The sequence below is a fragment of the Rhodococcus sp. 5A-K4 genome (assembly GCF_046097995.1).
In the GTDB taxonomy this organism is placed as follows: Bacteria; Actinomycetota; Actinomycetes; order Mycobacteriales; family Mycobacteriaceae; genus Rhodococcus_F; species Rhodococcus_F erythropolis.
The window spans coordinates 150,838-174,872 of the sequence record NZ_JBJURM010000011.1; the positions used below are offsets into that span (position 1 = coordinate 150,838).

Genomic DNA, 24,035 nt, shown 5'->3' on the forward strand with positions numbered 1-24,035 from the left:
ATTCGCCGGGGGCTCTTCGCCTAGACGATCTCGCTGAGAGATTCGCCTGTTGCCTGCGAATAGTCCTCTTCGTTGTCTCCGAGATACCTCTCCCAGGCTGCTAGATCCCAGATCTCGAGGTAATCGACGGAGCCGGTCACTACGCATTCCTTGGACAGGTTTGCGTAACGCCGATGATCAGCCGAGAGGGTGATTCGCCCCTGGGCATCGGCGTGCTGTTCATCTGTACCGGCGGCCAGGGCACGTATATACGCCCGAGCTGCCGGATCATTGCGTGGAGCTGCCGCTGCCTTTCGAGCAAGCTTGACGAACTCGTCCCGGGGGTAGATGGCGAGGCTGTGATCTTGACTCTTGGTGATCATCAATCCTCCTGCCAGTTCGTCTCGGAACTTTGCCGGCAACGTGAGCCGACCTTTGTCGTCGAGCTTCGGCGTGAAGGTACCGAGGAACACTCGACACCTCCTGCGAGCTTGCGCTGAAACCCTCCCTATCGAGCGGATCGTGCTTCAGCTCTCCGCCCGAACCCACAGTACCCCACTTTCCCCCACAAACAAGGAGCACATGGTCCCTATTCAGCATCATTTGCTGATAAATAGCAGGTCAGCGCAGGTGGGGATACGTGGGGGAAATTTGCAACCGTGTCCCGGCCCACACCGCCGTCATATCAACCCTTCACGCCACGATTTGCCGCTCCCCCAGACAAAATCGCAGTACAAGCGCGGTTTTCGAATAGACGTGAGCGGGACGAGGTCTGGTCGTGCGTTGCAGTTCGACCAGGGTGGAGGAAAGTGGAGGGCCGAGTGGAGCGAAGTGGAGGAAGCTCGCGGGCATGCCTAGGGGCGCCCGTGGGTGGCGAGTGATTCGCTCGCGCGTCACTGATTCACTTCGATGGATTGCCGGCACACACGTACAACACCCACACCAACGACGTGTGGCGGTCGGCAACCTTGGTTGCCGACCGCCACACGTGTGGTCGTCCGTGCCCTACAGAGGGCGTCATGTCCGAACTGCACCACTCTCGAAGTACGCCCGAAGAAGGGCGGGAGAGCTAGTCCTGCTCGAACCTGCGTTTGAATCGATCTTCCATCCGCGACGAGAATCCGCCGCCGGACTTGCGGCCGCGTCCCCGCCCGGATCCACCGGCACTACCCCTACCCGGCGGACCGGAGGGATGATTGCCACCTTCGGAAGCGGGTTCGGCTGCTGCTGCGGACTTGCGTCCACCACCCCAGAGGAACAAGACCCCTGCGCCGAACATGAACAAGAAACCGAACAGGCTGATGATCGGAAAACCGCCCGGCTTGAGCGGGAGGGCAACCCCCGCGATCAGCAGGACCAGACCCAGCACGAATAGAGCCGCTGCTTGGAACCGCCGTCTACTCGACGGCGCCCGCATACGGCCGCCCCTCACATTGGAGGCGAACTTGGGGTCTTCGGCATAGAGAGCGCTCTCGATCTGATCGAGCATGCGCTGCTCGTGCTCGGAGAGTGGCACGGTACCTCCCCCGGCACTGGAAGTTTGGCAACCACCCCACGGTGTGGGGCGGCGGGTAATCAAGTTGGACGATTACCTGTTTTCATAATACGAGCAGTTTAGGTCTCGGACCACCAACTCCGGGTACGAGTTCCGCCACAAGCGTACGTATTCGTGCCGAAGGGCCCCGATTCGGCTCCATTTGCCTGTGCGGACCAGGAAATTCCCCGGAAACAACTGCCAACACGGACCATTTGTTCACGACGCTCGCAAATGCTCGGACGCGTCCTGACCGATGAAATCTTCGACCGCCGTGAGAAAACGACCGACCTCGGCGAAGAATGCATCGGAATCGGAGTCCGTGATCACGATCGACACACCGGTTTCCACGGCCGCACGCGCAGCGGACCACCCCGCGAAGAACTTCGACCACGCTCCGAACGCGGGCGCTGCGGCGTCCATCAGAACCCACGCGTTTCCGCTTCGCTTGCGCTTCGATCCGGCACCGGCAGGAGCTGCGGCCAACACTGCCCCGGCACCACGTAGTGCTGCCAGATAGGCACACCGGAACCGGTCGGCAGGATCGCCCGCCCCAATCGCTTCCTCGAGAAGCGCATCCGCCTTCCGGAGGAGCCCCCACGCCACACCGGACTTTCCCACTTGCGCAGTGCGGTGGCTGGCGTCCGTCGCACCGAAGGACCGCCTCGCCGATATCGGCAATCGCGAGATAGCGGCATCCGACGGGCTCGACAACTCGGCCGGAAGAGTTCGTTGGCACTTCACACGATCAGGCTTTACATGCTCGGACATCGGGGCACCTCCTGCACCGTAAGGATCCAAGGCCAGGTGGGCCGGAGATGCCCGCTTCCCTTCGGGCATCTCCGGATCACCCACATCGAACATCTGTTCGACCTATTCAATATAACTGCACCCACCGACACGCCGTCAAGAGAAGAGGTGAGACCGGTCGACCCGCAGATCGCCTGGACACCACATACGGTCGACCTCGATCGTGAAGAATTCGCGAGTCGACTCCACGAGGCACTGGCCGTGTACGTCACTGCGATGGACTATCCGCGAGGAACCGAGTTCCATCGCGCACCGATGTGGCAGGAGCACGCGAACCGGCCTGGCTGGAAAGCCGTCGGCGCATTGGCGGTTCCCCAGCAACCGTCACACGAAAATCTGCCGCTGGTGGGGATCGCTTACGGGTATCGCGGGAGCCCGGACCAGTGGTGGCATCAACAGGTACTGCACGGGCTTCGGCGCTCGGGTCGCCCTCAGAGCGAGATCGACGCGATTCTGAGCGACTACTTCGAACTCACCGAACTCCACGTGCATCCGAACGGTCAAGGTCACCGATTGGGCGAATCGCTCTTGCGCCACCTCCTCGTCGATCGAACCGAACGCAGCGTTCTGTTGTCGACACCTGAGGTGTTCGACGAGGACAACCGAGCCTGGCGGCTGTACCGCCGTCTCGGCTTTCGCGACGTGCTCCGCAGATTTCGTTTTGCCGGCGACAACCGGCCATTTGCGGTCCTCGGCCGTGGACTGCCGCTGTGAGCGCATTTCTCGACGCCGTCGTCGTCGGTTCCGGACACAACGCGCTCGTTTCGGCCGCGTATCTCGCACGCGAGGGTTGGTCGGTCGAGGTTCTCGAGAAGGACACGGTTCTCGGCGGTGCCGTCTCGACCGTCGAGCGATTTCCCGGATACAAGGTGGACCGGGGGTCGTCTGCACACCTCATGATCCGACACAGCGGCATCATCGAGGAACTCGGACTCGGCGCGCACGGCCTTCGCTACATCGACTGTGACCCGTGGGCGTTCGCTCCGCCCGCCCCTGGCACCGACGGGCCGGGCATCGTGTTTCATCGCGACCTCGATGCAACCTGCCGGTCCATCGAACGAGCTTGCGGGACAAAGGACGCCGACGCGTACCGGCGGTTCGTCGCGGTCTGGTCGGAGCGCAGCCGACACGTGATGAAGGCATTTTCCACACCGCCCACCGGATCGAACCTGATCGGTGCGTTCGGAGGACTGGCCACAGCGCGCGGCAACAGCGAACTGTCGCGGCAGTTCCTCGCGCCGGGCGACGCACTGCTGGACGAGTATTTCGACAGTGAGGCACTCAAGGCAGCGTTGGCGTGGTTCGGCGCCCAGTCCGGGCCTCCGATGTCAGAACCAGGAACCGCTCCGATGGTCGGCTTCGCGGCCCTCATGCACGTCCTGCCGCCCGGGCGAGCAGTCGGAGGGAGCGGCGCACTGAGTGCTGCGTTGGCATCCCGGATGGCTGTCGACGGCGCCACCGTCGCGCTCGGTGACGGCGTGACGTCGATCCGCCGGAACTCGAATCACTGGACCGTCACAACCGAGAGCGGTCGAGAAGTTCACGCTCGCAAGGTAATCGCGGGTTGCCACATCCTCACGACACTCGATCTCCTGGGCAACGGAGGCTTCGACCGAACCACGCTCGATCACTGGCGGCGGAAGATCAGGGTCGGCCCCGGCATCGGCGCTGTATTGCGACTGGCGACATCTGCGCTCCCGTCCTACCGCGGCGACGCCACGACACGGGAAAGTACCTCGGGATTGCAATTACTCGTTTCCGATCGCGCCCACTTGCGCACTGCACACGGCGCAGCACTGGCAGGGGAACTGCCTCCTCGCCCTGCGGTTCTCGGAATGAGTTTCAGCGGAATCGATCCCACGATCGCCCCGGCCGGGCGGCATCAGGTGACACTGTGGTCGCAGTGGCAGCCGTATCGTCTCAGCGGACATCGCGATTGGGCGTCGGTCGCCGAGGCCGAGGCCGACCGGATCGTCGGCGAGATGGAGGCTTTTGCACCCGGATTCACTGATTCCGTCCTCGACCGCTTCATTCAGACTCCCCGCGACATCGAGTCGGAATTGGGGATGATCGGCGGAAATGTCATGCACGTCGAGATGTCACTCGATCAGATGATGTTGTGGCGACCGCTTCCCGAACTGTCCGGCCATCGCGTTCCGGGAGCAGACGGGTTGTATCTGACCGGAGCCTCGACGCATCCCGGTGGTGGTGTGTCCGGAGCCAGTGGTCGCAGTGCGGCTCGAATCGCACTGTCCGACAGCCGCCGGGGTAAAGCGAGTCAGTGGCTGCGTCGTTCGAGCAGGTCGTGAAGGTCACCCGCCGAACTTCACCCGCCGACACGCCCCCGCCTCGATGACTGGCTACGCCACGGCTGGCACGATGACCACTGTGCAACAGTCCACCGATCCCGCCGCCAAGCCGACCAGTCGGAAACGCTTCCTGACGGTTGCCGCGCTCGCCCTCATGCTTGTTCCCTTGCTTGCCGGGTGCATCCGCGTGCAGGTGTCGATGGGAGTGTCCGCGAACGATCGTGTGACCGGACAGGTGGTAGCTGCCGCTATTCCGACGAACGAGGCGGACAAGGGTCCGCAGCTGACCCCGCCTACCTCGCTGGAGGACAAGATACGGGTTCAGGAATACAAGAAGGACGGATACGTCGGCAGCCAGGCGTTCTTCAGCGACTTGTCCTTCGGTGACGTCGCCCAACTGGGCTCGATGTATGCCGAGGGATCCGGGTCGTTCCAGATCACCCTCAAGCGATCCGGGGACACCGTCACGCTCGACGGCAAGGCAGATCTGAAGACGGTTCCGACTCAGGGCGCCGACGTCCAGGTCAGCATCGCCTTCCCGGCACGGGTCGGCACGACCAACGGAACACGAGACGGCGATTCCCGGGTGTCGTGGACTTTGCCCGCCGGCGAGGTGTCGACAATGCGTGCCGAGGTCAACTACGCGGACCCCAGCACCCGAAGCTTCGCCGGGTGGGCAGGAATCATGGCCGGGCTGGCGCTCGGTGTCGCGATTATCGTCGGTGCAATGGCCTGGATGGCGCGCAATCGAGCACCGATCAAGCGCGCGCCCGCCGCGAAAGCACCGGCCATGAAGACGCCTGTCACGAAATCACCTGTCAGCAAGCAAGCTGACAACAGGAATCCGAAAAACACCACGAAGTAGCGCCTGACGATTGCCCCCTCGATTGGTGTCGAGCGGGGAAACCGGAAATCAGACGGCTTGTGCTGTCCCGACAGAGGTGTCGGGGGTGAGACCGAGTCGCTCGAGGACCTCGCTGGTGGCGCGCGCGAAGTTCAACGTGATGAAGTGCAGGCACGGAGCGCCTTCGGCGATCAACCGCTCTCCCATCTCGGTGGCCAGATCGATGCCGAGTTCGCGGACCGCTGCACGGTTCTCGTCCGGACCGCTTCCGGCCGCGGCGTCGAATCGGCGTTCGAGGGCGGGAGGCAACGACGAGCCCGAGAGCTCGAGCATGCGCCTCACCGAGCGCAGCGACGTCACCGGCATGATCTCCGGGATGATCGGCTTGGCGCCCTGTTCTGCGTCGTATGCACTCACCCGGTCACGGAGACGCAGGTAGTCCTCCACGTCGAAAAACATCTGCGTGATCGAGTACTCGGCGCCGGCACGCAACTTCGACACCAGGTACTTCGTGTCGTACGCCAAGTCCGGAGCGCGGTAATGCCCCTCGGGGAACGACGCGACGCCGACGTGGAAGTCGCCCAGGTCACGGACCATCCGCACGAGTTCCTCGGCGTACTCGACGCCTTCGGGATGCTTCTTCCACTCGCCGAGCGGATCGCCGGGCGGATCGCCGCGCAACACGAGGATGTTGCTGATGCCACGGTCGGCGTATGCACCGACCATGGCGCGAAGTTCTTCGGTGCTGTGCGAAACAGCAGTCAGGTGAGCAACCGGCAGCAGGGTCGTCTCCTCGGCCAGTTCGCCGGTGACGCGCACCGTACGATCGCGCGTCGAGCCACCTGCGCCGTAAGTCATCGAGACGAACGCCGGTCCGAGCCGCTCGAAGGTACGCACCGCACGCCACAGGCGCGCTTCGGCATCAGCGTCGCGCGGCGGCGAAAACTCGACCGAGAACGGAATACGGCTACCTGTCGAGGAAGCGATCCGATCGACGATCGACGGTGTTCGGGTGGCCCACCCCTCGCTGGAGCGGCCCCTGACTGGATCGAATGTCACCGGTCAAGCATATGTTTTCCAGCTGCAAACAAGCTCATCGCCCAGGACCGCGTATCCCGAATGTCAGGATCACGCAGTTCACGGCCCGAACCCCCGTTGATTCCAACCCCCACTAAGCTGGGCCTCAAGCTCGCTTCCGTGTAACCCTCCGGCGCGAGAACATACCGATCTTGGAGGCCACCCTGTCCGCAGGAACCGCGCGCGTTGGACAGAGTTCGACCAACACCGCACCGCATCCGACCTCACTCGAACTGCCAGGCATGTTCGAAGGAGCGCTCCGCGACTTCTTCGATTCACGCCGCGAACTCGTCTCGAACATCGGCGGTGGATACGAGAAAGCCGTCAGCACCCTCGAAGCCTTCGTCCTGCGCGGAGGAAAGCGCGTCCGGCCCTCGTTCGCTTGGACGGGATGGCTCGGCGCCGGAGGCGACCCGAACGGGAGCGACGCGGAGGCGGTGATTCGTGCATGCGCGGCCCTCGAACTGGTGCAGGCCTGCGCGCTCGTGCACGACGACATCATCGACGCATCAACGACCAGGCGCGGCTTCCCGACCGTTCACGTCGAATTCGAGGACCAGCACCGAGGCGAGGAGTGGAGCGGCGACTCCGCGCACTTCGGCGAGGCCGTCGCCATTCTCCTCGGCGACCTGGCCTTGGCCTGGGCTGACGACATGATCCGAGAATCCGGGATCAGCCCCGACGCGGCCGCACGAGTGAGCCCGGTCTGGTCGGCAATGCGCACCGAGGTGCTCGGTGGCCAATTCCTCGACATCAGCAACGAAGCCCGCGGAGACGAGACCGTCGAGGCAGCCATGCGGGTCAACCGTTACAAAACCGCCGCGTACACGATCGAACGCCCACTGCACCTCGGCGCCGCACTGTTCGGTGCAGACGCCGAGTTGATCGATGCCTACCGGACGTTCGGCACCGACATCGGGATTGCCTTCCAACTTCGCGACGACCTGCTCGGTGTCTTCGGAGATCCGTCCGTCACGGGCAAACCGTCGGGCGACGATCTCATCGCCGGTAAGCGGACTGTCCTGTTCGCGATGGCGCTTGCCCGCGCCGACGCCGCAGATCCGGCGGCAGCAGAACTGCTCCGCAACGGAATCGGCACCCAGTTGACCGACAACGAAGTCGACACTCTGCGTCAGGTGATCACCGATCTTGGCGCCGTCACCGACGTCGAAACGCAGATCGACACCCTCGTCGAGGCAGCTGCGAACGCCCTCGACTCGAGCACGGCAACGGCAGAGTCCAAGGCTCGCCTGACCGATATGGCGATCGCGGCCACGAAGCGAAGCTACTGACCGTGGCAGACGTGCACCGCACTCGAACCGTCAGCTCGCCGACCGATCGAGTCGTGATCGTCGGCGCAGGACTTGCCGGACTGTCTGCGGGGTTGTATCTGCGTGGCGCCGGCCGCGACGTCACGATCCTCGAGAGCAACGGCTCGGTCGGCGGGCGAGTCGGTGTCTACCAGGGCAGTGACTACAGCATCGACAACGGCGCAACGGTGCTCACGATGCCCGAACTCGTCGAAGACGCTCTTGCGGCCGTCGGCTCCGACCCCGACTCGACAAACCCCAAATTCGTTGTGCACAAGCTCGATCCGACGTACCACGCGCGATTCGCAGACGGCACCGCTCTCGATGTTCACGCCGACTCCGAAGACATGGCTGCCGAAGTCTCCCGTGTCTGCGGGCCGGAAGAAGCGCAGCGATACCGTGCGTTGCGGCGATGGCTGAACCGCATCTTCGACGCGGAATTCGACCGCTTCATGGACGCCGACTTCGATTCTCCCCTCGGACTGGTCAATTCGCGTGAAGCAGTCAAGGATCTGAGCCGACTCGTCGCACTGGGAGGATTCGGGAAACTGGGCGGGCAGGTGGATCGCAAGATCCGCGACCCTCGCCTCCGGCGGATCTTCACTTTCCAAGCGCTGTATGCGGGAGTTGCTCCGTCTCGAGCCCTCGCGGTGTACGGGGCGATCGCTCACATGGACACCTCACTGGGCGTCTACTTTCCCGAGGGCGGGATGCGCACGATCGCCGAGTCGATGGCCGACGCTTTCACCGAGGCCGGCGGAATTCTGCATCTCGGCCGCACGGTCGAACGACTCGAGGCGAGCGACCGTCGCGTGCGTGCCGTACACACACGCGACGGTGAGAGCTACGACTGTGATGTCGCAGTCCTCACCCCCGACATGGCCGTCACGGACTCCCTCTTGCGCCCGCATACGCGATTGCGCACGCGACCGGTGCGTACATCGCCGTCCGCGGTCGTGATTCACGGCACTGTTTCTTCAGCCGTCGCCGACGGATGGCCCGCGCAGCGACACCACATGATCGACTTCGGCGAGGCGTGGAAGCGCACCTTCGCCGAGATCACGGCACGCCGCGGCCGCGGGCAATTGATGAGTGATCCGTCACTGCTCGTCACCCGACCGGCGCAGACCGACCCGAGCCTGGCCTTCTCGCGAGACGGCCGGATCCGTGAACCGCTGTCAGTCCTCGCGCCGTGCCCGAATCTGGACAGTGCGCCGCTCGACTGGGCAGTTCTCGGCCCGGCCTACGTGCGTGAAATCATCCTCACGCTGCAAGAACGTGGCTATACGGGACTGGTCGAGGGGTTCGATATCGATCACGTCGACACCCCGCAGACCTGGCTCGAGAAGGGCATGGCCGCGGGTAGCCCGTTCGCGGCGGCACACACCTTCACCCAGACGGGGCCGTTCCGACGCAAGAACCTCGCCCGCGGCTTCGACAACGTCGTTCTCGCCGGATCGGGAACCGTTCCGGGGGTGGGAGTACCGACCGTTCTGCTGTCCGGCCGGCTCGCCGCCGAACGTATTACCGGTACACGCGAGCGAGCCAGCGCGGTGGGCACTCGTGCGAGCAACTAAACTAGCGCCTCGTAACCGACCATTCATCCACGATTCACCGACTCGGGCGCTGCATGCGCCGATCGACACCGATCTCCTCGGGGGAGGAACCTGCACCGATGACGTCCTCTGCCGCAGCCACTGAAAGACCGTGGCACCTAAGGGCCGCCAATTTCCTTCGGACTCCCGAAGGTCACAGTGCACTGCTCGGTTTCTTCGGCGCAGTCATGATCACGTTCGGCGGATTCGGTGCCGGTAGCGTCCGGCGCCAAGATCCGCTGCTCGAGTCGATGCATCTGTCCTGGCTCCGTTTCGGACACGGATCGATTCTGTCGGCGGCCATCGTCTGGATCGGTGTCCTGTGCATGATCGCTGCCTGGGTTCGACTGGGCCGCTCGACTCTGCGCGGTGACGTCTCGTTGCGCGGCCTGCGCTACGTCGTCCCGGTCTGGACGTTTCCGCTGCTGTTCGCGGTGCCCATGTTCAGCCGTGACGCCTACTCCTACCTGGCACAGGGCGCCTTGTTACGCAACGGCTTCGACCCGTATGCCGTCGGCCCCGTCGTCAATCCGGGAATCCTGCTCGACAACGTCTCCAACGTGTGGACGACGACAACTACCCCGTACGGCCCGGTTCACCTTCTCCTTGCCGACGCCATCGTTCGGCTGACCGGCGAGAACGTCATCGCCGGCACGATGCTGTTGCGGATCACGATGCTGCCCGGACTCGCCCTGATGATGTGGGCCGTTCCCCATCTCGCGACGAAGCTCGGCGGAAACACCTCGATCGCCCTGTGGCTCGCAGTACTCAATCCCCTCGTCCTGATCCACCTGATCGGCGGCGTTCACAACGAGATGCTCATGGTCGGCCTCATGGCCGCGGGCATTGCGCTCGCTCTCGAACGCAAGCACCTGTTCGGAATCGGGCTGATCGCACTCGCCGTCGCGATCAAGGCAACCGCGGGCGTCGCACTTCCCTTCATCGTCTGGATCTGGATGATCCACGAGCGGGAGGACGCGGCCGCGGCCGGGCGCGAACCGGCGTCACCGATCCGATCGTTCGTCAAAACGGCCGGTGCAGGTTTCGCGGTATTCGTGGCGGTACTCGGATCCACCTCACTGATCGCCGGAGTCGGCCTCGGCTGGACGACCGCACTCTCGGGTTCGGCAAAGATCATCAACTGGCTCTCGCTGCCCACGATCGTGGCGCACATCGGAACCATGGTCACCTCCTGGTTCGCCGGTGACCATTTCAACGACATCCTCGAAGTCTCCCGGACCATCTCGGCGGTTGTGTTGATCGCGATCATCGCCGTCGTGTGGTGGCGCTACCGCAAGACCGAGCGCGACGCCGTCATGGGCATCGTGATCGTGATGGTCGCCATCGTCGTTCTGTCCCCCGCAGCACTCCCCTGGTACTACTCCTGGCCGCTGGCAGTAGCGGCCGGTTTCGCAATGTCGCCGACGACTCTCGCCGTACTGACAGGGCTGTCCACCTGGCTGATGCTGGTGTTCCAGCCTGACGGATCGATCGGCCTCTACACCTTCCCGCATGTGGCTCTGGCCATCGTCGCTGCCGTGATCGCGGCTATGTCCTTGCAGACGGAAGATCCACTCAGACTTCGTGGACGCAAACACGAGAAACCGATCGAAATGACGTCAGCCGCCTCGGCGCCCTCGACGTCAGAATCTGCGTGATCCGCGTGTCATGAACGCATTGTCTGCGTCCTATGAATTCTGCGAGGACGTGACGAGGGAACACGGCCGAACGTACTTTCTGGCCACTCGGTTGCTGCCCGAGCCTCGACGCCGCGCAGTTCACGCTCTCTACGCATTTGCTCGCGTCGTCGACGACGTCGTGGACGAACCCTCGGGTCCGCATGAACGAGGCACGGTGCTCGCCGACGTCGAACGTGCAGCCGTCACCGCACTCGACAACCCCACTGCGACAGGTGGCTTCCCGTCGACGGTTCCCCTCGACCTGACACGCGTACTCCCTGCCTTCGCCGATGCTGTGAAGACGTTCGACATTCCGCGTGCATACTTCGACGCCTTCTTCGAGTCCATGCGGATGGACGCCCCCGACACCGCGAAGTTTCGACCCGTCTACAACACGATGGACGAGCTTGCCGAGTACATGTACGGCTCCGCCGTCGTCATCGGTTTGCAGATGCTCCCGATTCTCGGAGTGAGCGTTCCGCAGCAGGAAGCTGTAGTGCCCGCGTCGAATCTCGGTGAGGCGTTTCAGCTGACCAACTTCATCCGCGACGTCGGTGAAGACCTCGACCGGGGACGTCTGTATCTCCCGGCGGGCGAGTTCGCCGCATTCGGGGTCGACATCGAGATGCTCGAGCACGGGCGCAGAACCGGAACGGTGGACGTTCGGGTCAAGCGCGCGCTGGCACACTTCATTGCCGTGACGCGGGGGCGGTATCGGTCCGCCGAATCCGGCATCCCGATGCTCGATCGGCGGGTCCAGCCGTCGATCCGCACGGCTTTCGTGTTGTACGGAGCAATTCTCGACCAGGTCGAGCGCGCCGACTTCCGGATACTGCATCGACGAGTGTCCGTTCCCGGACGCACGCGACTTCGAGTCGCTGCGCCGGGTCTGGTCCGGTCGGCAACCTACGCGGCGAAAAACCGCATGAGGTGAGTTGTCAGAAGGCCGGCATCTCAGAAAGCCATGGCCTGTGCGCGGCGGATGACCTCACGCGCGAGATCACCATGCAGTGCGTCCACCGGGCGCCCCGGCAGGGAATCGTCGGCCAGGAACAACCAGCGAAGGATTTCGATATCGGTGTAGCCGCCGTCGTGCAGCACCGCCAGCAGACCGGGCAACCACTTGACGATCTGGCCGTCCTCGCCGAAGAACACTTCGGGGACACCGAGAACGCCATGCCGCTTGACTGCGATGATCTTGTGATCGCGAAGCAACTGGTGAACCTTGCTCACCGGCAACCCGACGTTCTTCGCCACATCCACCAGCTGGAACAGGGAAACCGAAGAATCCAGGACATCATCACAATAAGGAATCGCGCTCACCGCGAGAAGTTTATCCGGTCCGGCGAGCCCGCTGTGTACCGCCCGGTGCAGTGCTCGAAACCGCCGCTCCGCTTGGGTCACAGCGCTCTGTGACGTTCTCGAGACTTCCGCGTCGGTATCGCTGGCTACGATGGACGGGATGCGGCGTATCAGTAACCGAGATTTCGCGAACCGGGATTTCGTGAACTGGGATTTCGTGGTGACCGCGAATCGGCGCCCGTACGGCGGGGGCCACTACTTACATGCTGACAGCTACCGCCCAGAGCACAACCACACAGAGCACAACCACACAGATCGCAAGCACGGAGGAATAGTCATTACGGAGGTCGAGGGTTGATCGGCGAAATGCTCGAGCGCCGCTATCGAGTGGACGCACCGATCGCGCGCGGCGGTATGTCGACCGTGTATCGAGGCCTCGATACACGGTTGGATCGACCTGTCGCGATCAAGGTGATGGACCCGCAATTTGCCGGCGATCCAGCGTTCCTGACTCGTTTCGAGTTCGAGGCCCGGGCCGTGGCCAGACTCAAGCATCCGTCCCTTGTGGCCGTCTACGACCAGGGCAGCGATCGCAATCACGTGTTCCTCGTGATGGAACTCGTCGACGGTGGAACTTTGCGCGAACTCCTTCGTGAGCGCGGACCGATGCCGCCTCACGCCGTCGCTGCAGTCGTGGCACCTGTCCTGGACGCGTTGGCGGTGGCGCATCGAGCGGGACTGGTTCACCGTGACGTCAAACCCGAGAACATCTTGATCTCGGACACCGGCGAAGTGAAGATCGCCGACTTCGGATTGGTGCGTGCAGCCGCGGCAGCAACCACCACCTCCAACAGCGTGATCCTCGGCACCGCAGCCTATCTGTCGCCGGAACAGGTGACGTCAGGAATTGCCGACACTCGAAGCGACGTCTATTCGACCGGCGTGTTGATGTTCGAACTTCTCACCGGTACAACACCGTTCACCGGTGATACGTCACTCTCCATCGCCTACCAACGCATCCACGACGATGTCCCGCGCCCCGGTTCACGCATCCCCGGTGTACCGGCGCAGTTCGATCGCCTGGTTGCCGAAGCCACTCACCGCGAGCCGGCACATCGTTTCGCCGACGCTGGTGAGATGGCAGCTGCACTTCGCAGTGTGAGCGAACAACTGGAACTTCCGTCATACCGCGTTCCGGCTCCGCGTCGAAGCGCCCAGCACCAGAGCGCGCAGGTTGCCCCGGCTCGGCCACAACCGGCGCCTGCGCCCCCGACGGATGTACACCCGAACTCTGCTGCGCGCCCGAACCCTGGTGCCACGACGGTATTGGCGTCCGGCGTGGCCCCGGCTGCGGCAGCCACCACGGCGCTCGGCACGGGCTCTCCTCCCCCCGGTGGCATTCAGCACACTCGCGCGGTCACCGCACAAACTGCTCGTCCGGCGACGGTCGACGGCGACTCGGATTTCGACGACGGTTCCGATTTCGGCGACGACCAACTGGGACCTGACGATCCGCACGCTCATTTTGTCGAAGCACGACGCAAGTCTCGACGAGCCACCCTGATCTGGCTGCTCGTCATCGCGGTCCTCGCGCTTGCGTTGGGCTTCGGCGGATGGTGGATGGGCTCGGGCCGCTATACGGCTGTTCCCTCGATCGACGGGCTGACCAAGGACACTGCGGTCACCGCCCTGCAGGACGCCGGGCTCTCCCCCGACGTCCAGGGTCAGTACTCCGATGCCCAACCCATCGACACGGTGATCGGGACAGACCCGGCCTCCGGCTCCAGGGTTACCAAAGGCTCGACCGTCGCGCTGCTGACTTCGCTCGGGCGTCCGACTGTCCCGCCCATTCCGGCCGGCGGCGACGTCTCGGCCCTGGGCGCACAACTCGCCGACCGTACTCTCGTCGCGGTCGACGGCGGGGACACATTCAGCTCCAAGATCCCGATCGGCGGCGTGGCGGCGCTCGACCCGGCGCCGGGAACCGAGGTTGCCGTGGGCTCCTCGGTCAAGGTCATCACGTCCAAAGGGTCACCGCCCGTTGACATTCCCGATGTGAAGGGCATGTCCGAGAACGCTGCGCGCGCCGCCCTCGACAAGGTAGGTATCTCCGTCAGCACCACCAGAACAACGTTCGACGACGCCGTCGAGGGCGGTAGCGTGATCGGCACAGATCCCGCAGTCGGGTCCTCCGTCAACGCCGGCACCTCCGTTGTTCTCCTCATCTCCGACTCCGTCAAGGTTCCCTCGCTGATCGGCCGCTCCGTCTCCTCAGCACGCGAAGAACTCGGCCGCCTCGGCCTCGAGATCACCGTGCGTCAGCTCACCCAGAACGACAGCTCGGTCATCATCAGCCAGAGCGTCAAGAACGACCTCGTTGCCAAGGGCACCGACATCAGCGTCGTCGCAATTCCCTGACAGTCCGCTTCGGCCTAGTCTGAATTCATGGCCACGTGGGAACCCGAGAGCATAGGGATACTCGACTTGCCGTCGGGGAGATCGATTCGGGGTCGAGGACTCCGCAATCCACTTCCTTCCGGACCTCTCCCCACCTTCGGTGTCTACCTGACCGGTAAAGAACCTCCCGCCACCGAGTGGGATTCGGTGTGGGTCCGCTGGCGAGATTTCTGGTTGCCGAGCGATCCCGACGCGCTGCGCAGCGCCTTGCACGAAGTGTGGGTGCGTTCGGAAACCGAGCGAGTCGAGATCGCGTGCGGTGGCGGATTCGGCCGCACCGGAACAGCTTTGGCCGCTCTTGCCATTATGGACGGAGTGCCGAGTGAGGACGCCACCGCGTACGTTCGCGCACGCTACTCACCTCGCGCCGTCGAAATGCCCTGGCAGCGCCGATTCGTCACACGATTCACGAAATAGCGAACGCCCCCACCGGCGCGAGCGGGTGAGGGCGTTTGCCGAAAATCAGTGCCAGTGCGAATCAGCTTCGGCGAAGCAGGGTTTCAGCCTCGCAGCATCTCGGCCACGAGGAACGCGAGCTCCAACGACTGTTGGGTGTTCAATCGGGGGTCGCACGCCGTCTCGTAGCGACCACCGAGATCGAGATCGGAGATGTCCTGCGCGCCGCCGAGGCACTCGGTGACGTTCTCACCGGTCAGCTCGACGTGGATACCACCCGGATGCGTGCCGAGGCCGTTGTGGACCTCGAAGAAGCCCTGAACCTCGTCGACGATGCGATCGAAGTGGCGCGTCTTGTACCCGGTGGAGGCTTCGTGGGTGTTGCCGTGCATCGGATCGCACTGCCAGATGACCTGGTGGCCGGTGGCCTGGACCTTCTCGATGATCGCCGGCAGCAGGTCGCGGACCTTGCCGTTGCCCATGCGCGAGATCAGAGTCAGTCGACCCGGCTTGTTGGTGGGGTCGAGACGCTCGACATATTCCACCGCCATTTCCGGCGTGGTGCTCGGACCGATCTTGAGGCCGATCGGGTTGGAGACCAACTCGGCGAAGGCGATGTGCGCGCCGTCGAGCTGACGGGTGCGGTCACCGATCCAGAGGAAGTGGGCCGACAGGTCGTAGAGCTTGGGGTGGTCGCTGTCGTTGTCGAGACGCAGCATCGCGCGCTCGTAGTCCAGAACCAGGGCCTCGTGGCTGGCAAAGATCTGTGCCTGGTGCAGGCTCGGATCGGTGACGCCACACGCGTTCATGAACTGCAGGCCGCGGTCGATCTCGGCTGCCAGTTGCTCGTAGCGTGCGCCCGCGGGCGAAGCTGCGACGAACTCGCGGTTCCAGTCGTGCACCTTGTGCAAATCGGCCATACCGGCGCCGGTGAGCGCGCGAACCAGGTTCATCGCGGCGCTGGCGTTGGCGTATGCGCGCACCAGACGCGAAGGATCGTGCGCACGGACTGCCTCGTCGGCGACGAGCGAATTGATCATGTCGCCGCGGTACGACTTGAGCCCCAGCGAATCGATGTCGGCAGAACGCGGCTTGGCGTACTGGCCGGCGATGCGAGCAACCTTGACGACAGGCATCGAGGAACCGTAGGTGAGCACGACGGCCATCTGCAGCAACGTGCGGATGTTTCCCTTGATGTGCGGCTCGGTGTTGTCCGCAAATGTCTCGGCGCAGTCACCGCCCTGGAGCAGGAATGCTTCACCACGCGCGACCTGCGCGAGACGCTCTTGCAGCGCCTCGACCTCGCTGGCCACCGTGATGGGAGGCACGCTCTCGAGCACAGTCCGCATGGCGGCCGCCTGGTCAGCGGGCCACGAGGGCTGCTGAGCAGCGGGCTTCGCGAGTGCCTCGTCGAGCTGCTTACGCAGTCCGGCAGGCAGCGGCGGGAGTTCGGGCAAGCGGTCGATCGGCACGTCGACAGTCCAGTTCACCTCTACAGGATATTCGCTCGCCCGTCGGCGCGTCACACAGGCTCTCGATCGCAGCCCAATCGGGACACTTCTCGCGCACCGAAACCTGAGTCAGCGAAGTGAGCGTGCTGCCGAAATCGCATCGAACTTCACGAGGTTGTGCCTGGCGTCGGCAAGTGCGTCGTGTGCGTCGGCGGGCGCTGACGGGAGGGCAGGACTGCCGTTGTCTTCCCAGAACTGTCGGAGTTCGCGGGTGTACCGCGGCATCGACTGCGGTAGTTCGGTCATATCGCCCCACAACTGGCACAGCGCGACGTGGTCGTATGCGGCTACCCACGCCCAGAGCTCCGGAACGACCATCGGCCGCGGAACGAAGAATTTCAGAAGATCGTCGCGGATCTTCTCGCGTGATTTCCACAGCGGCGACGAAGGCTGCGGCAACTTCGGCAGCACGTTCTTGCGCACCCAACTACCGGCACGGGCGGGATCGAACTCCGTCGAGACCGCGTAATACTCTCGGCCGTCCTCGCAGACAACGCCGATGGACACGAGATCGATGGTTCGACCGTCTTCGATGAATTCACAGTCGTAGAAGTAGCGCACGTCCGAAAACTATGCCGCACGCGCAGGCTCTGGAGCCAATGCGCGTGCGGCAGGTGTGGGAAATCTCTAGCTGGCCTGTGCGTCCGGGAGCGAATCCTTGTCGGTCTTCGCGGACTCCTTCGACTCGGCCGAGACCACGAGATCAACAACCGACTCGCTGCCTTCCGCCGGAACATCGACGGCAGCTTCGGGTTTCGTGGGCGCCTGGTTCTTGAGGCTCGCCGCGTAGATGTCCACGTACTCCTGACCGGAGAGTTTCATCAGCTTGTACATCACTTCGTCGGTCACAGCCCGCTCGACGAAGCGGTTTCCGCCCATGCCTTCGAAGCGGGAGAAATCGATGGGTTCACCGACGATCACGGTGACCTTCGCGGGGCGCCACATCCGTGAGCCGATCGGATTCATCTTGTCGGTACCGACCATCGCAACCGGGATCACCTTGACGCCCGATTCGAGCGCGAGGCGCGCCATTCCGGTCTTGCCCTTGTAGAGACGACCGTCAGGCGAACGCGTTCCTTCGGGGTAGATACCCAGCAGACTGCCCGAACCGAGAACCTTGAGACCGGCGTTGAGCGCATCCTGCGCCGCGTCCGCGCCGGTTCGGTCGATGGGGACCTGTCCGACCGCGGTGAAGAACCACTTCTGGAAAGCGCCCTTCAGGCCGGAACCGGTGAAGTACTCGCTCTTGGCAAGGAAGGTGATACGGCGGTTGACGCGAAGCGGAAGGTAGAACGAGTCCAGAACCGCCTGGTGATTGCTGGCCAGAATGGCCGCGCCGTCAGTCGGAATGTTCTCGTGACCTTTGACCGTCGGACGCCCGAGCAGCCAGAGAATCGGCCCCAGCAACACATACTTGAAGAGCCAATACCACACGGCGTCCCTCCCATTCACAGCTGAATTTCGCTGAGTACGACCTTACTGCCGACCGGTAACCCCCGCTACACACGCCCCTGGAGGATCGACCCGATCACAGTCCGGCAGACGTGGTTCCAGCGCCGTCGACCCCACCGAGATCCTGAGGCACTACCGAACGCGCCAATGCGGCGGCGCCCACCATGCCCGCAGCTTCGCCGAGTTGAGCCGAACGGATTCGTGCCAGCGGGCGGTGCTTCGCGCCGGTCAACAATGTCGCGTACTGCTCACGGGCGTCGTCGAGAAACAGTGGGGCAGAACTCGCGACGCCGCCTGCGATCACGACCAGATCGGGATCGTAGACGTCCCCGACCATCGCCAATCCGACGGCCAGCCAACGGGTGAACTCGGCAATGGTTGCCAGAGCGAGTGGGTCACCGTCCTGCGCGGCGTTGGCGATCCGGCGACCGGTGAGGGAACCCGGATCCACCGCTACTTCGCGCGCCAGAACCGTCGACGCAGCCGGGTCGGCGGCCAGCAGTTCGATTGCCGTGTCCACGAGCGCCGTTCCGCTGCAATAGCGCTCCCAACACCCACGCTTGCCACACGCACACTGACGCCCGCCTGGCACGACCTGGATGTGGCCGAGTTCGGGGGCGACGCCGTGACTGCCCCGGTACAGCTCACCGTTGATCAGCAGCGCGCCGCCGATTCCGGTCCCGATTGCCACCATCACGACATTGCGGCCACCTGCGGCCGCGCCGAATCGGTGCTCCGCGAACGCCGCTGCATTGGCGTCGTGCTCGAGAACGACGGGCAATCCGAGCCGCTTACTCAAGTCACTGCCCACCGGCGCGTCCACCCAGGGCAAGTGCGGCGCGAACCGAACCGAGCTTCGATCGGAGGTGATGAAGCCGGCGACCGCCAACCCCACGGCAGATACCTCGTGCCGGGTGACCAGTTCGCGTACGACGCGATCGAGGCCGTCTTCGAGAGCGCGTGCGGACTGCGGGGTCGGGGCTTGAATCATCTCGAGCACTTGTCCGTCGACGTCCACGACGGAGGCCCTGATGCTCGTTCCGCCGACGTCGATGCCGACCGTCAAGATGTCGTCCATGGTGGAGTCGGAGACCGCTTTCAAGCGGCGCGCGCTCATCGCGCCAATTCCCGCGCGAGCGGCGCCCGCTGGAGTGCGCACCCTGTATCGGTGCCTCGTGCGTCGGTGACCATTGTGTCGATTGTGCTCATCGCGGGCCGTCAGCTCTACCCGGGGTACTAAGTCAGTCCTTGACCGTCACGTTGATCGGGACAAATGCCGCCGTTCGAGTTCGCTCGGCACCTGGCGTCGTCGCTCCGCTGTCCGGTCCGCGATCCGGGCCGGACGGCCCCCCGAGAAACTCGTCGAGAATCTCGCGAAGCAATGCGAGGAACGCCGCTGCGTGACCCGCGAGAAACGCCAGTAGTTCGTGGTGCTCACCGCGAACCAGTGCAGCGAGAGCGCACACCGGGCACCAGCTACAGCCGGTGAACACCGGCTGCGTGTCCGCTGACGCCGAGTCACCCGCAACGTCGGCCGTCGCTGCTGCAGCCTTTTGCAATACCGGTTCCAGGCGCGTCAGAACGGTATCCGCCAGCGCACGAAATTCCGCGACGAGGCGCTCGTGCTCTTCGCTCATACTGGCCACACCGCGGGATCCGGGCTGAACCGGATGATCAGGTAACTGCCGTCCAACTCCGCCCCGTTCACGACACAACGACGCAGCACCGACGCCAAACGAACTCTGCGTCGTACGCCGTCTGCTCCCACCAGCACATCGTCCTCCACCCGGCCCAACGACAACGACGACGGATCCACGAGCGGAAGGTACATCCGCATCACGTACACCGAATCGACTCCGGCCCCCGACTCCAACGACACCACGATGTTGTCCGCGGTGTCGACAGCGTCGATTGTGTCGACGGTGTCCGAATCCGTGCCCGTTCCACCCTCGAACGTGGCCGCGATCTCGCCCAGAGCCGCCAACCCTACCGGTTCGGCGCAGGCGCGCTCGACCGTTGTGACGGACATTCCATCAGTCGATCCACGCAATTCGTCGACGACGAGTGCCTGTGACGCCCTGATCGAAGCAAGCCACTGCGCCGCCGGCGAATCGTCGACACCCTTCCCGGCCGACGAGTTGAACTGCGGGACAATGTTGTTGACCATAATCCCGTCGACTCGCAATCCGGCCAGAGCCAGACCGGACAGCGTCCGGCGAGTCGCCGCGGCCGACACGCCATCGGCCGACGTCACAACGCGCACGCTGGTGTTCTTCCGATCCGAGAGGTGAACGGCGATTCGATCCACCGACGCGAGCACGCGTTCGATGACGGACACGAGTAGCAACACTCGCATGTCCGAGCCCGTCACGGCGACCATCCGCCTGTGCCGCGGCCACAATCGCTCGAGATACTCCGACACCATCGACGGCGACCCGAGGATCCGCAGCGCTTCGGCTGCGGCCGGACAGTCCACGATCACGAGGTCGTAGTCACCGCTGCTCGAGATATCGACGATCTCGGAGAGTCCGAGTATGTCTTGGATCCCCAGGGATCCCGTCAACTCTTCCGGTTCCAACCCTTCGAACGACGAACCGTGTTCGTGATCTCCCGCTCCGAAATTTCCTGCAGCATCGATCAGTCTCGACAGTCCTCGGAACTTTTCCTCGAGGAGCTCGGAAGTGTCGAGTTGCCGGACGTCGAGGCGCTCGGTGAGAGGTGTAGTCGTTCGCAGCGCCGGCGCGCCCACGACATCCGCGAGAGAACCTGTCTGATCGATCGACACCAAAAGCACTCGTGCCCCGTCGGACGCAGCCGACACAGCCGTCGCCGAGGCAAGCGTCGTCGTGCCTGCTCCGCCTTTACCGACGAACAGTTGGACGCGAGATCGTTGCTCCGGCACTCAGCCCTCGACTCGCTTCTTCAGTTCTTTCAGAGCTGTGTCGGTAATGATCTTCTCGGCCTTGCGCTTGAAGAGACCGATCATCGGGATCGTCAGGTCGACCGTCAACTCGTAGGTGACAGAGGTGGTGCCGTTCGGGCCGGGCTCGAGTGTGTACGAACCGAATTGGGACTTCTGGATCTCACCCGAGATCAGCTCCCAGCTCACCGCCATACCGTCCGGCGCCCACGAATACTGCAGTTCGTAGGTGTCCTTCACCATCCCCGCGTCGAGGACAAAACGCACTCGGTCCGCGCGGCCGCCCTGCCCCGGCGCCGTCACCTCGACGGACTTCGCCGCGGCCACCCATTCGGGGTACTGCGCGAAATCGGCGATGACGTCCATCACGGCGTCGGCAGGGGCGTCGATGCTGATCAACCCCTTGGTCTTCTCGGCCATACGACTGCGCTACCTTCCTTCGTCAAAAGTCCAGAACCTGCACAACGAGCACTACTTCGATTATCAGTCCGGTGCTACCCCGGCGGCACGTCCTGCTTCGAGTTCGCGCTTGAGCTGGAAGGACATGACCTTGCCGTCGACCCGACGCTTTCGGTTCATCCCGGCGAGGTCGAGGTTCGCCAGATCCGACGGTGATACGCCGACCGGTTCACAGTGCAGGAAGTAGTGCGCGATCGTCCCGTCCATGACCGGTTCGAGCCACACCTCCATGGTGCCGACCAGCTGACCGGACACTCCCCAACGGAATCCTGCGGGACCGCGATCTTCCCGGACTTCGAGCGCAAGATCACTGAACCAGCGACGCCACCGCGCGCGCGAGGACAACAGTTCGGCGACCCGCTCGGGCGGGGCGGCGATGAAAGTCTGGTCTGCGACCTGAATGCTGCTCACCGAAGTAGCTTCACATATCGCGTCGGCGAAGCGTCGGGGGGTGTCGCACCACTACATACCGGACAGACTGTAAGCCTGGCCACAACTGCGTCGGACATGCGACTACAGTAGGAGACGAAAACCCTACTCGTCAGTATTTCGCAGTGTCGGAGGTATTTCGTGCCTGAGTTCAGCGCACCCCAGACGTTCACCATTCCCGAGGATGCCTCCGCGGTCGACTCGGTCTTCGCCTTCGCGAAGACGAAGCCGGCGGCGGTTGTCTACAAGCGCAAAGTCGGAAATGCATGGGTCGATGTCACTGCAGGCGATTTCGCCGCCCAGGTGACTGCAGTCGCCAAGGGCCTCATCGCGATCGGCGTCAAGCAAGGCGACCGCGTCGGCCTCATGTCGGCGACGCGTTTCGAATGGCCGCTCGTCGACTACGCCATCTGGGCAGCCGGTGGCGTGACGGTTCCGATCTACGAAACCTCCGCAGCCGAGCAGGTTCGTTGGATTCTCGAGGACTCCGAAGCAATCGACCTCATCGTCGAGAACGACACTCACGCCGCGACCGTGAAGGACGTCGCTGCAGCCGCACCCGCGCTGCGCACGGTCTACCAGATCGATGCCGCGGCAGCCGGTAAGGGTGTCGTCGAGGAATTGACCGCACTGGGCGCCGACATCGCCGACGAGGACGTCCACGCCCGCGTCGCTGCACTGAAGGCCTCCGATCCCGCCACCCTGATCTACACCTCGGGCACCACTGGCCGACCCAAGGGCTGCCAGCTGACGCACTCCAACCTCATTGCGGAGTCGAAGGGCATCCTCGACTCCAACCTCGGGACGCTGCTCAAGACTCCCGGCGTTCGCACCCTGATGTTCTTGCCGCTCGCGCACGTTCTCGCTCGCGCAGTCAGCATCGCGTCGTTCGATGCCGGTGCAGCGCTTGGACACACGAGCGACATCCCGAACCTCGTTCCGACGTTCGGCGAGTTCAAGCCCGACTTCATCCTCTCGGTGCCGCGCGTATTCGAGAAGGTCTACAACAGCGCACGCGCCAAGGCGCACGGTGACGGCAAGGGCAAGATCTTCGACGCGGCCGCAGACACCGCGGTCGCGTGGAGCGAGGCTCAGGACAAGGGCGGCGCGGGCATCGTTCTCAAGGCCAAGCACGCCCTCTTCGACAAGCTCGTGTACTCGAAGCTGCGCGCTGCACTCGGTGGACAGTGCCAGCTGGCCATTTCCGGTGGTGCACCCCTGGGCGCTCGACTCGGCCACTTCTTCCGCGGTATCGGCGTCACGATCTACGAGGGCTACGGACTGACCGAGACCACCGCAGCGTTCGCCGTCAACACCATCGGCGCACAGAAGGTCGGCTCTGTCGGAAAGCCGTTGGCCGGCAACTCCGTTCGCATTGCCGAAGACGGCGAGATCCTCCTCTCGGGACCGGTGGTCTTCACCGGCTACTGGCGCAACGAGAAGGCGACCGCCGAGTCGATCGAGAACGGCTGGTTCCACACCGGAGACCTGGGCACCGTCGACAAGGACGGCTACATCACGATCACCGGTCGCAAGAAGGAAATCATCGTCACGGCAGGCGGCAAGAACGTCTCCCCCGCTCAGCTCGAAGATTCCCTTCGCGCACACCCCCTGATCAGCCAGGCCATCGTGGTCGGCGACCAGAAGCCTTTCATCGGCGCTCTCATCACCATCGACGCGGAGGCACTTCCCGCCTGGAACGAGCGCAACAACAAGGCCGCGGGAACCACAGCTGCCGACCTGGTTTCGGACGGCGAACTGGTCGGTGAAATCCAGGACGCCATCGACGAGGCCAACAAGCTCGTCTCACACGCCGAGGCGATCAAGAAGTTCCGCATTCTTCCGGTCGACTTCTCCGAGGACACAGGCGAACTCACGCCCACGATGAAGCTCAAGCGCAACGTCGTGCACGAGAGCTTTGCCGCCGACATCGAAAAGATCTACGCCAAGTAGGTTTTCGGCAAGCAGCTTC

General features: G+C 63.8%; 23 protein-coding genes. 10 read left to right on the top strand and 13 right to left on the bottom strand.

The window, feature by feature from the left end:
* Window positions 1-20 precede the first annotated feature (20 nt).
* The 3 genes from mraZ to ACKAMS_RS16645 all read right to left on the bottom strand — a co-directional run bounded on the left by mraZ (window position 21) and on the right by ACKAMS_RS16645 (window position 2,284).
* Window positions 21-452 carry a division/cell wall cluster transcriptional repressor MraZ gene (gene mraZ, locus ACKAMS_RS16635; protein WP_408989271.1) on the bottom strand — a complete coding sequence of 144 codons (432 nt, stop codon included), beginning with the start codon at window positions 450-452 and terminating at the stop codon, window positions 21-23.
* A gap of 596 nt (window positions 453-1,048) precedes the next feature.
* Window positions 1,049-1,495, bottom strand: coding sequence for a DUF3040 domain-containing protein (locus ACKAMS_RS16640; RefSeq protein WP_019748880.1), 447 nt, complete (start codon window positions 1,493-1,495; stop codon window positions 1,049-1,051).
* Between the two features lie 237 nt (window positions 1,496-1,732).
* Window positions 1,733-2,284: an SAV_6107 family HEPN domain-containing protein gene (locus ACKAMS_RS16645; RefSeq protein ID WP_020908080.1), complete on the bottom strand. Its 552-nt coding sequence runs from the start codon at window positions 2,282-2,284 to the stop codon at window positions 1,733-1,735.
* A 147-nt stretch (window positions 2,285-2,431) separates the two neighbouring features.
* On the opposite strand from ACKAMS_RS16645, the gene ACKAMS_RS16650 reads away from it, so the two are divergent.
* The 3 genes from ACKAMS_RS16650 (at window position 2,432) to ACKAMS_RS16660 (ending at window position 5,497) form a co-directional block, all read left to right on the top strand.
* Window positions 2,432-3,037, top strand: a complete 606-nt coding sequence (locus ACKAMS_RS16650; RefSeq protein ID WP_029255555.1) for an N-acetyltransferase — start codon at window positions 2,432-2,434, stop codon at window positions 3,035-3,037.
* Window positions 3,034-4,632: an NAD(P)/FAD-dependent oxidoreductase gene (locus ACKAMS_RS16655; protein ID WP_256064334.1), complete on the top strand. Its 1,599-nt coding sequence runs from the start codon at window positions 3,034-3,036 to the stop codon at window positions 4,630-4,632. The genes ACKAMS_RS16650 and ACKAMS_RS16655 overlap by 4 nt, the downstream gene beginning before the upstream one ends.
* 70 nt (window positions 4,633-4,702) lie before the next feature.
* Window positions 4,703-5,497 (top strand): LppM family (lipo)protein, encoded by a 795-nt coding sequence (locus ACKAMS_RS16660; protein WP_408989272.1) that lies wholly within the window; start codon window positions 4,703-4,705, stop codon window positions 5,495-5,497.
* Window positions 5,498-5,545: 48 nt separating this feature from the next.
* Here ACKAMS_RS16660 and ACKAMS_RS16665 read toward each other — a convergent pair whose 3' ends face one another.
* Window positions 5,546-6,535: a methylenetetrahydrofolate reductase gene (locus ACKAMS_RS16665; protein WP_003941803.1), complete on the bottom strand. Its 990-nt coding sequence runs from the start codon at window positions 6,533-6,535 to the stop codon at window positions 5,546-5,548.
* Between the two features lie 170 nt (window positions 6,536-6,705).
* On the opposite strand from ACKAMS_RS16665, the gene ACKAMS_RS16670 reads away from it, so the two are divergent.
* The 4 genes from ACKAMS_RS16670 (at window position 6,706) to ACKAMS_RS16685 (ending at window position 12,071) form a co-directional block, all read left to right on the top strand.
* Window positions 6,706-7,845: a polyprenyl synthetase family protein gene (locus tag ACKAMS_RS16670; protein ID WP_021344573.1), complete on the top strand. Its 1,140-nt coding sequence runs from the start codon at window positions 6,706-6,708 to the stop codon at window positions 7,843-7,845.
* A gap of 2 nt (window positions 7,846-7,847) precedes the next feature.
* Entirely contained in the window at window positions 7,848-9,440 is a 1,593-nt protein-coding gene (gene crtI / locus ACKAMS_RS16675; protein WP_408989273.1) for a phytoene desaturase family protein, read from the top strand.
* Between the two features lie 98 nt (window positions 9,441-9,538).
* Window positions 9,539-11,116: an alpha-(1->6)-mannopyranosyltransferase A gene (locus ACKAMS_RS16680; RefSeq protein WP_408989274.1), complete on the top strand. Its 1,578-nt coding sequence runs from the start codon at window positions 9,539-9,541 to the stop codon at window positions 11,114-11,116.
* 10 nt (window positions 11,117-11,126) lie between these two features.
* Window positions 11,127-12,071, top strand: coding sequence for a phytoene/squalene synthase family protein (locus ACKAMS_RS16685; RefSeq protein ID WP_029255559.1), 945 nt, complete (start codon window positions 11,127-11,129; stop codon window positions 12,069-12,071).
* A gap of 20 nt (window positions 12,072-12,091) precedes the next feature.
* Here ACKAMS_RS16685 and ACKAMS_RS16690 read toward each other — a convergent pair whose 3' ends face one another.
* Window positions 12,092-12,460 carry an Rv2175c family DNA-binding protein gene (locus ACKAMS_RS16690; RefSeq protein ID WP_020969869.1) on the bottom strand — a complete coding sequence of 123 codons (369 nt, stop codon included), beginning with the start codon at window positions 12,458-12,460 and terminating at the stop codon, window positions 12,092-12,094.
* A gap of 333 nt (window positions 12,461-12,793) precedes the next feature.
* On the opposite strand from ACKAMS_RS16690, the gene pknB reads away from it, so the two are divergent.
* Window positions 12,794-14,857: a Stk1 family PASTA domain-containing Ser/Thr kinase gene (pknB, locus tag ACKAMS_RS16695; RefSeq protein WP_019748891.1), complete on the top strand. Its 2,064-nt coding sequence runs from the start codon at window positions 12,794-12,796 to the stop codon at window positions 14,855-14,857.
* A gap of 27 nt (window positions 14,858-14,884) precedes the next feature.
* On the top strand, window positions 14,885-15,313 hold the full coding sequence (locus ACKAMS_RS16700) for a protein-tyrosine phosphatase family protein (protein WP_020969872.1): 429 nt from the start codon (window positions 14,885-14,887) through the stop codon (window positions 15,311-15,313).
* Window positions 15,314-15,396: 83 nt separating this feature from the next.
* On the opposite strand, the gene ACKAMS_RS16705 is transcribed toward ACKAMS_RS16700, so the two are convergent.
* The 8 genes from ACKAMS_RS16705 to ACKAMS_RS16740 all read right to left on the bottom strand — a co-directional run bounded on the left by ACKAMS_RS16705 (window position 15,397) and on the right by ACKAMS_RS16740 (window position 22,045).
* Window positions 15,397-16,782 carry a class II 3-deoxy-7-phosphoheptulonate synthase gene (locus ACKAMS_RS16705; RefSeq protein WP_007730070.1) on the bottom strand — a complete coding sequence of 462 codons (1,386 nt, stop codon included), beginning with the start codon at window positions 16,780-16,782 and terminating at the stop codon, window positions 15,397-15,399.
* 90 nt (window positions 16,783-16,872) lie between these two features.
* Window positions 16,873-17,364: a polyadenylate-specific 3'-exoribonuclease AS gene (locus tag ACKAMS_RS16710; protein ID WP_003941683.1), complete on the bottom strand. Its 492-nt coding sequence runs from the start codon at window positions 17,362-17,364 to the stop codon at window positions 16,873-16,875.
* Between the two features lie 66 nt (window positions 17,365-17,430).
* Window positions 17,431-18,237, bottom strand: a complete 807-nt coding sequence (locus ACKAMS_RS16715) for a lysophospholipid acyltransferase family protein (protein ID WP_378668671.1) — start codon at window positions 18,235-18,237, stop codon at window positions 17,431-17,433.
* Window positions 18,238-18,331: 94 nt separating this feature from the next.
* On the bottom strand, window positions 18,332-19,372 hold the full coding sequence (locus tag ACKAMS_RS16720; RefSeq protein WP_020969875.1) for an ROK family protein: 1,041 nt from the start codon (window positions 19,370-19,372) through the stop codon (window positions 18,332-18,334).
* A gap of 124 nt (window positions 19,373-19,496) precedes the next feature.
* Complete coding sequence (locus tag ACKAMS_RS16725; protein ID WP_019748896.1) at window positions 19,497-19,892, bottom strand: hypothetical protein; 396 nt, start codon at window positions 19,890-19,892, stop codon at window positions 19,497-19,499.
* Window positions 19,889-21,157, bottom strand: coding sequence for an ArsA family ATPase (locus ACKAMS_RS16730; RefSeq protein ID WP_408989275.1), 1,269 nt, complete (start codon window positions 21,155-21,157; stop codon window positions 19,889-19,891). The genes ACKAMS_RS16725 and ACKAMS_RS16730 overlap by 4 nt, the downstream gene beginning before the upstream one ends.
* On the bottom strand, window positions 21,158-21,595 hold the full coding sequence (locus ACKAMS_RS16735) for an SRPBCC family protein (RefSeq protein ID WP_019748898.1): 438 nt from the start codon (window positions 21,593-21,595) through the stop codon (window positions 21,158-21,160).
* A 63-nt stretch (window positions 21,596-21,658) separates the two neighbouring features.
* Window positions 21,659-22,045, bottom strand: coding sequence for a hypothetical protein (locus ACKAMS_RS16740; protein WP_019748899.1), 387 nt, complete (start codon window positions 22,043-22,045; stop codon window positions 21,659-21,661).
* 159 nt (window positions 22,046-22,204) lie between these two features.
* Here ACKAMS_RS16740 and ACKAMS_RS16745 point away from each other — a divergent pair, with 159 nt between their 5' ends.
* Entirely contained in the window at window positions 22,205-24,016 is a 1,812-nt protein-coding gene (locus tag ACKAMS_RS16745; protein ID WP_408989276.1) for an AMP-dependent synthetase/ligase, read from the top strand.
* The last annotated feature ends 19 nt before the right edge of the window (window positions 24,017-24,035 follow it).

What these genes read in the sequence shown, in the direction of transcription:
- ACKAMS_RS16645 (WP_020908080.1), bottom strand. Translation starts at nt 2,284, where the DNA reads ATGTCCGAGCATGTAAAGCCTGATCGTGTGAAGTGCCAACGAACTCTT.
- ACKAMS_RS16660 (WP_408989272.1), top strand. Translation starts at nt 4,703, where the DNA reads ATGACCACTGTGCAACAGTCCACCGATCCCGCCGCCAAGCCGACCAGT.
- ACKAMS_RS16680 (WP_408989274.1), top strand. Translation starts at nt 9,539, where the DNA reads ATGACGTCCTCTGCCGCAGCCACTGAAAGACCGTGGCACCTAAGGGCC.
- ACKAMS_RS16685 (WP_029255559.1), top strand. Translation starts at nt 11,127, where the DNA reads ATGAACGCATTGTCTGCGTCCTATGAATTCTGCGAGGACGTGACGAGG.
- ACKAMS_RS16700 (WP_020969872.1), top strand. Translation starts at nt 14,885, where the DNA reads ATGGCCACGTGGGAACCCGAGAGCATAGGGATACTCGACTTGCCGTCG.
- ACKAMS_RS16720 (WP_020969875.1), bottom strand. Translation starts at nt 19,372, where the DNA reads ATGAGCGCGCGCCGCTTGAAAGCGGTCTCCGACTCCACCATGGACGAC.
- ACKAMS_RS16725 (WP_019748896.1), bottom strand. Translation starts at nt 19,892, where the DNA reads ATGAGCGAAGAGCACGAGCGCCTCGTCGCGGAATTTCGTGCGCTGGCG.
- ACKAMS_RS16735 (WP_019748898.1), bottom strand. Translation starts at nt 21,595, where the DNA reads ATGGCCGAGAAGACCAAGGGGTTGATCAGCATCGACGCCCCTGCCGAC.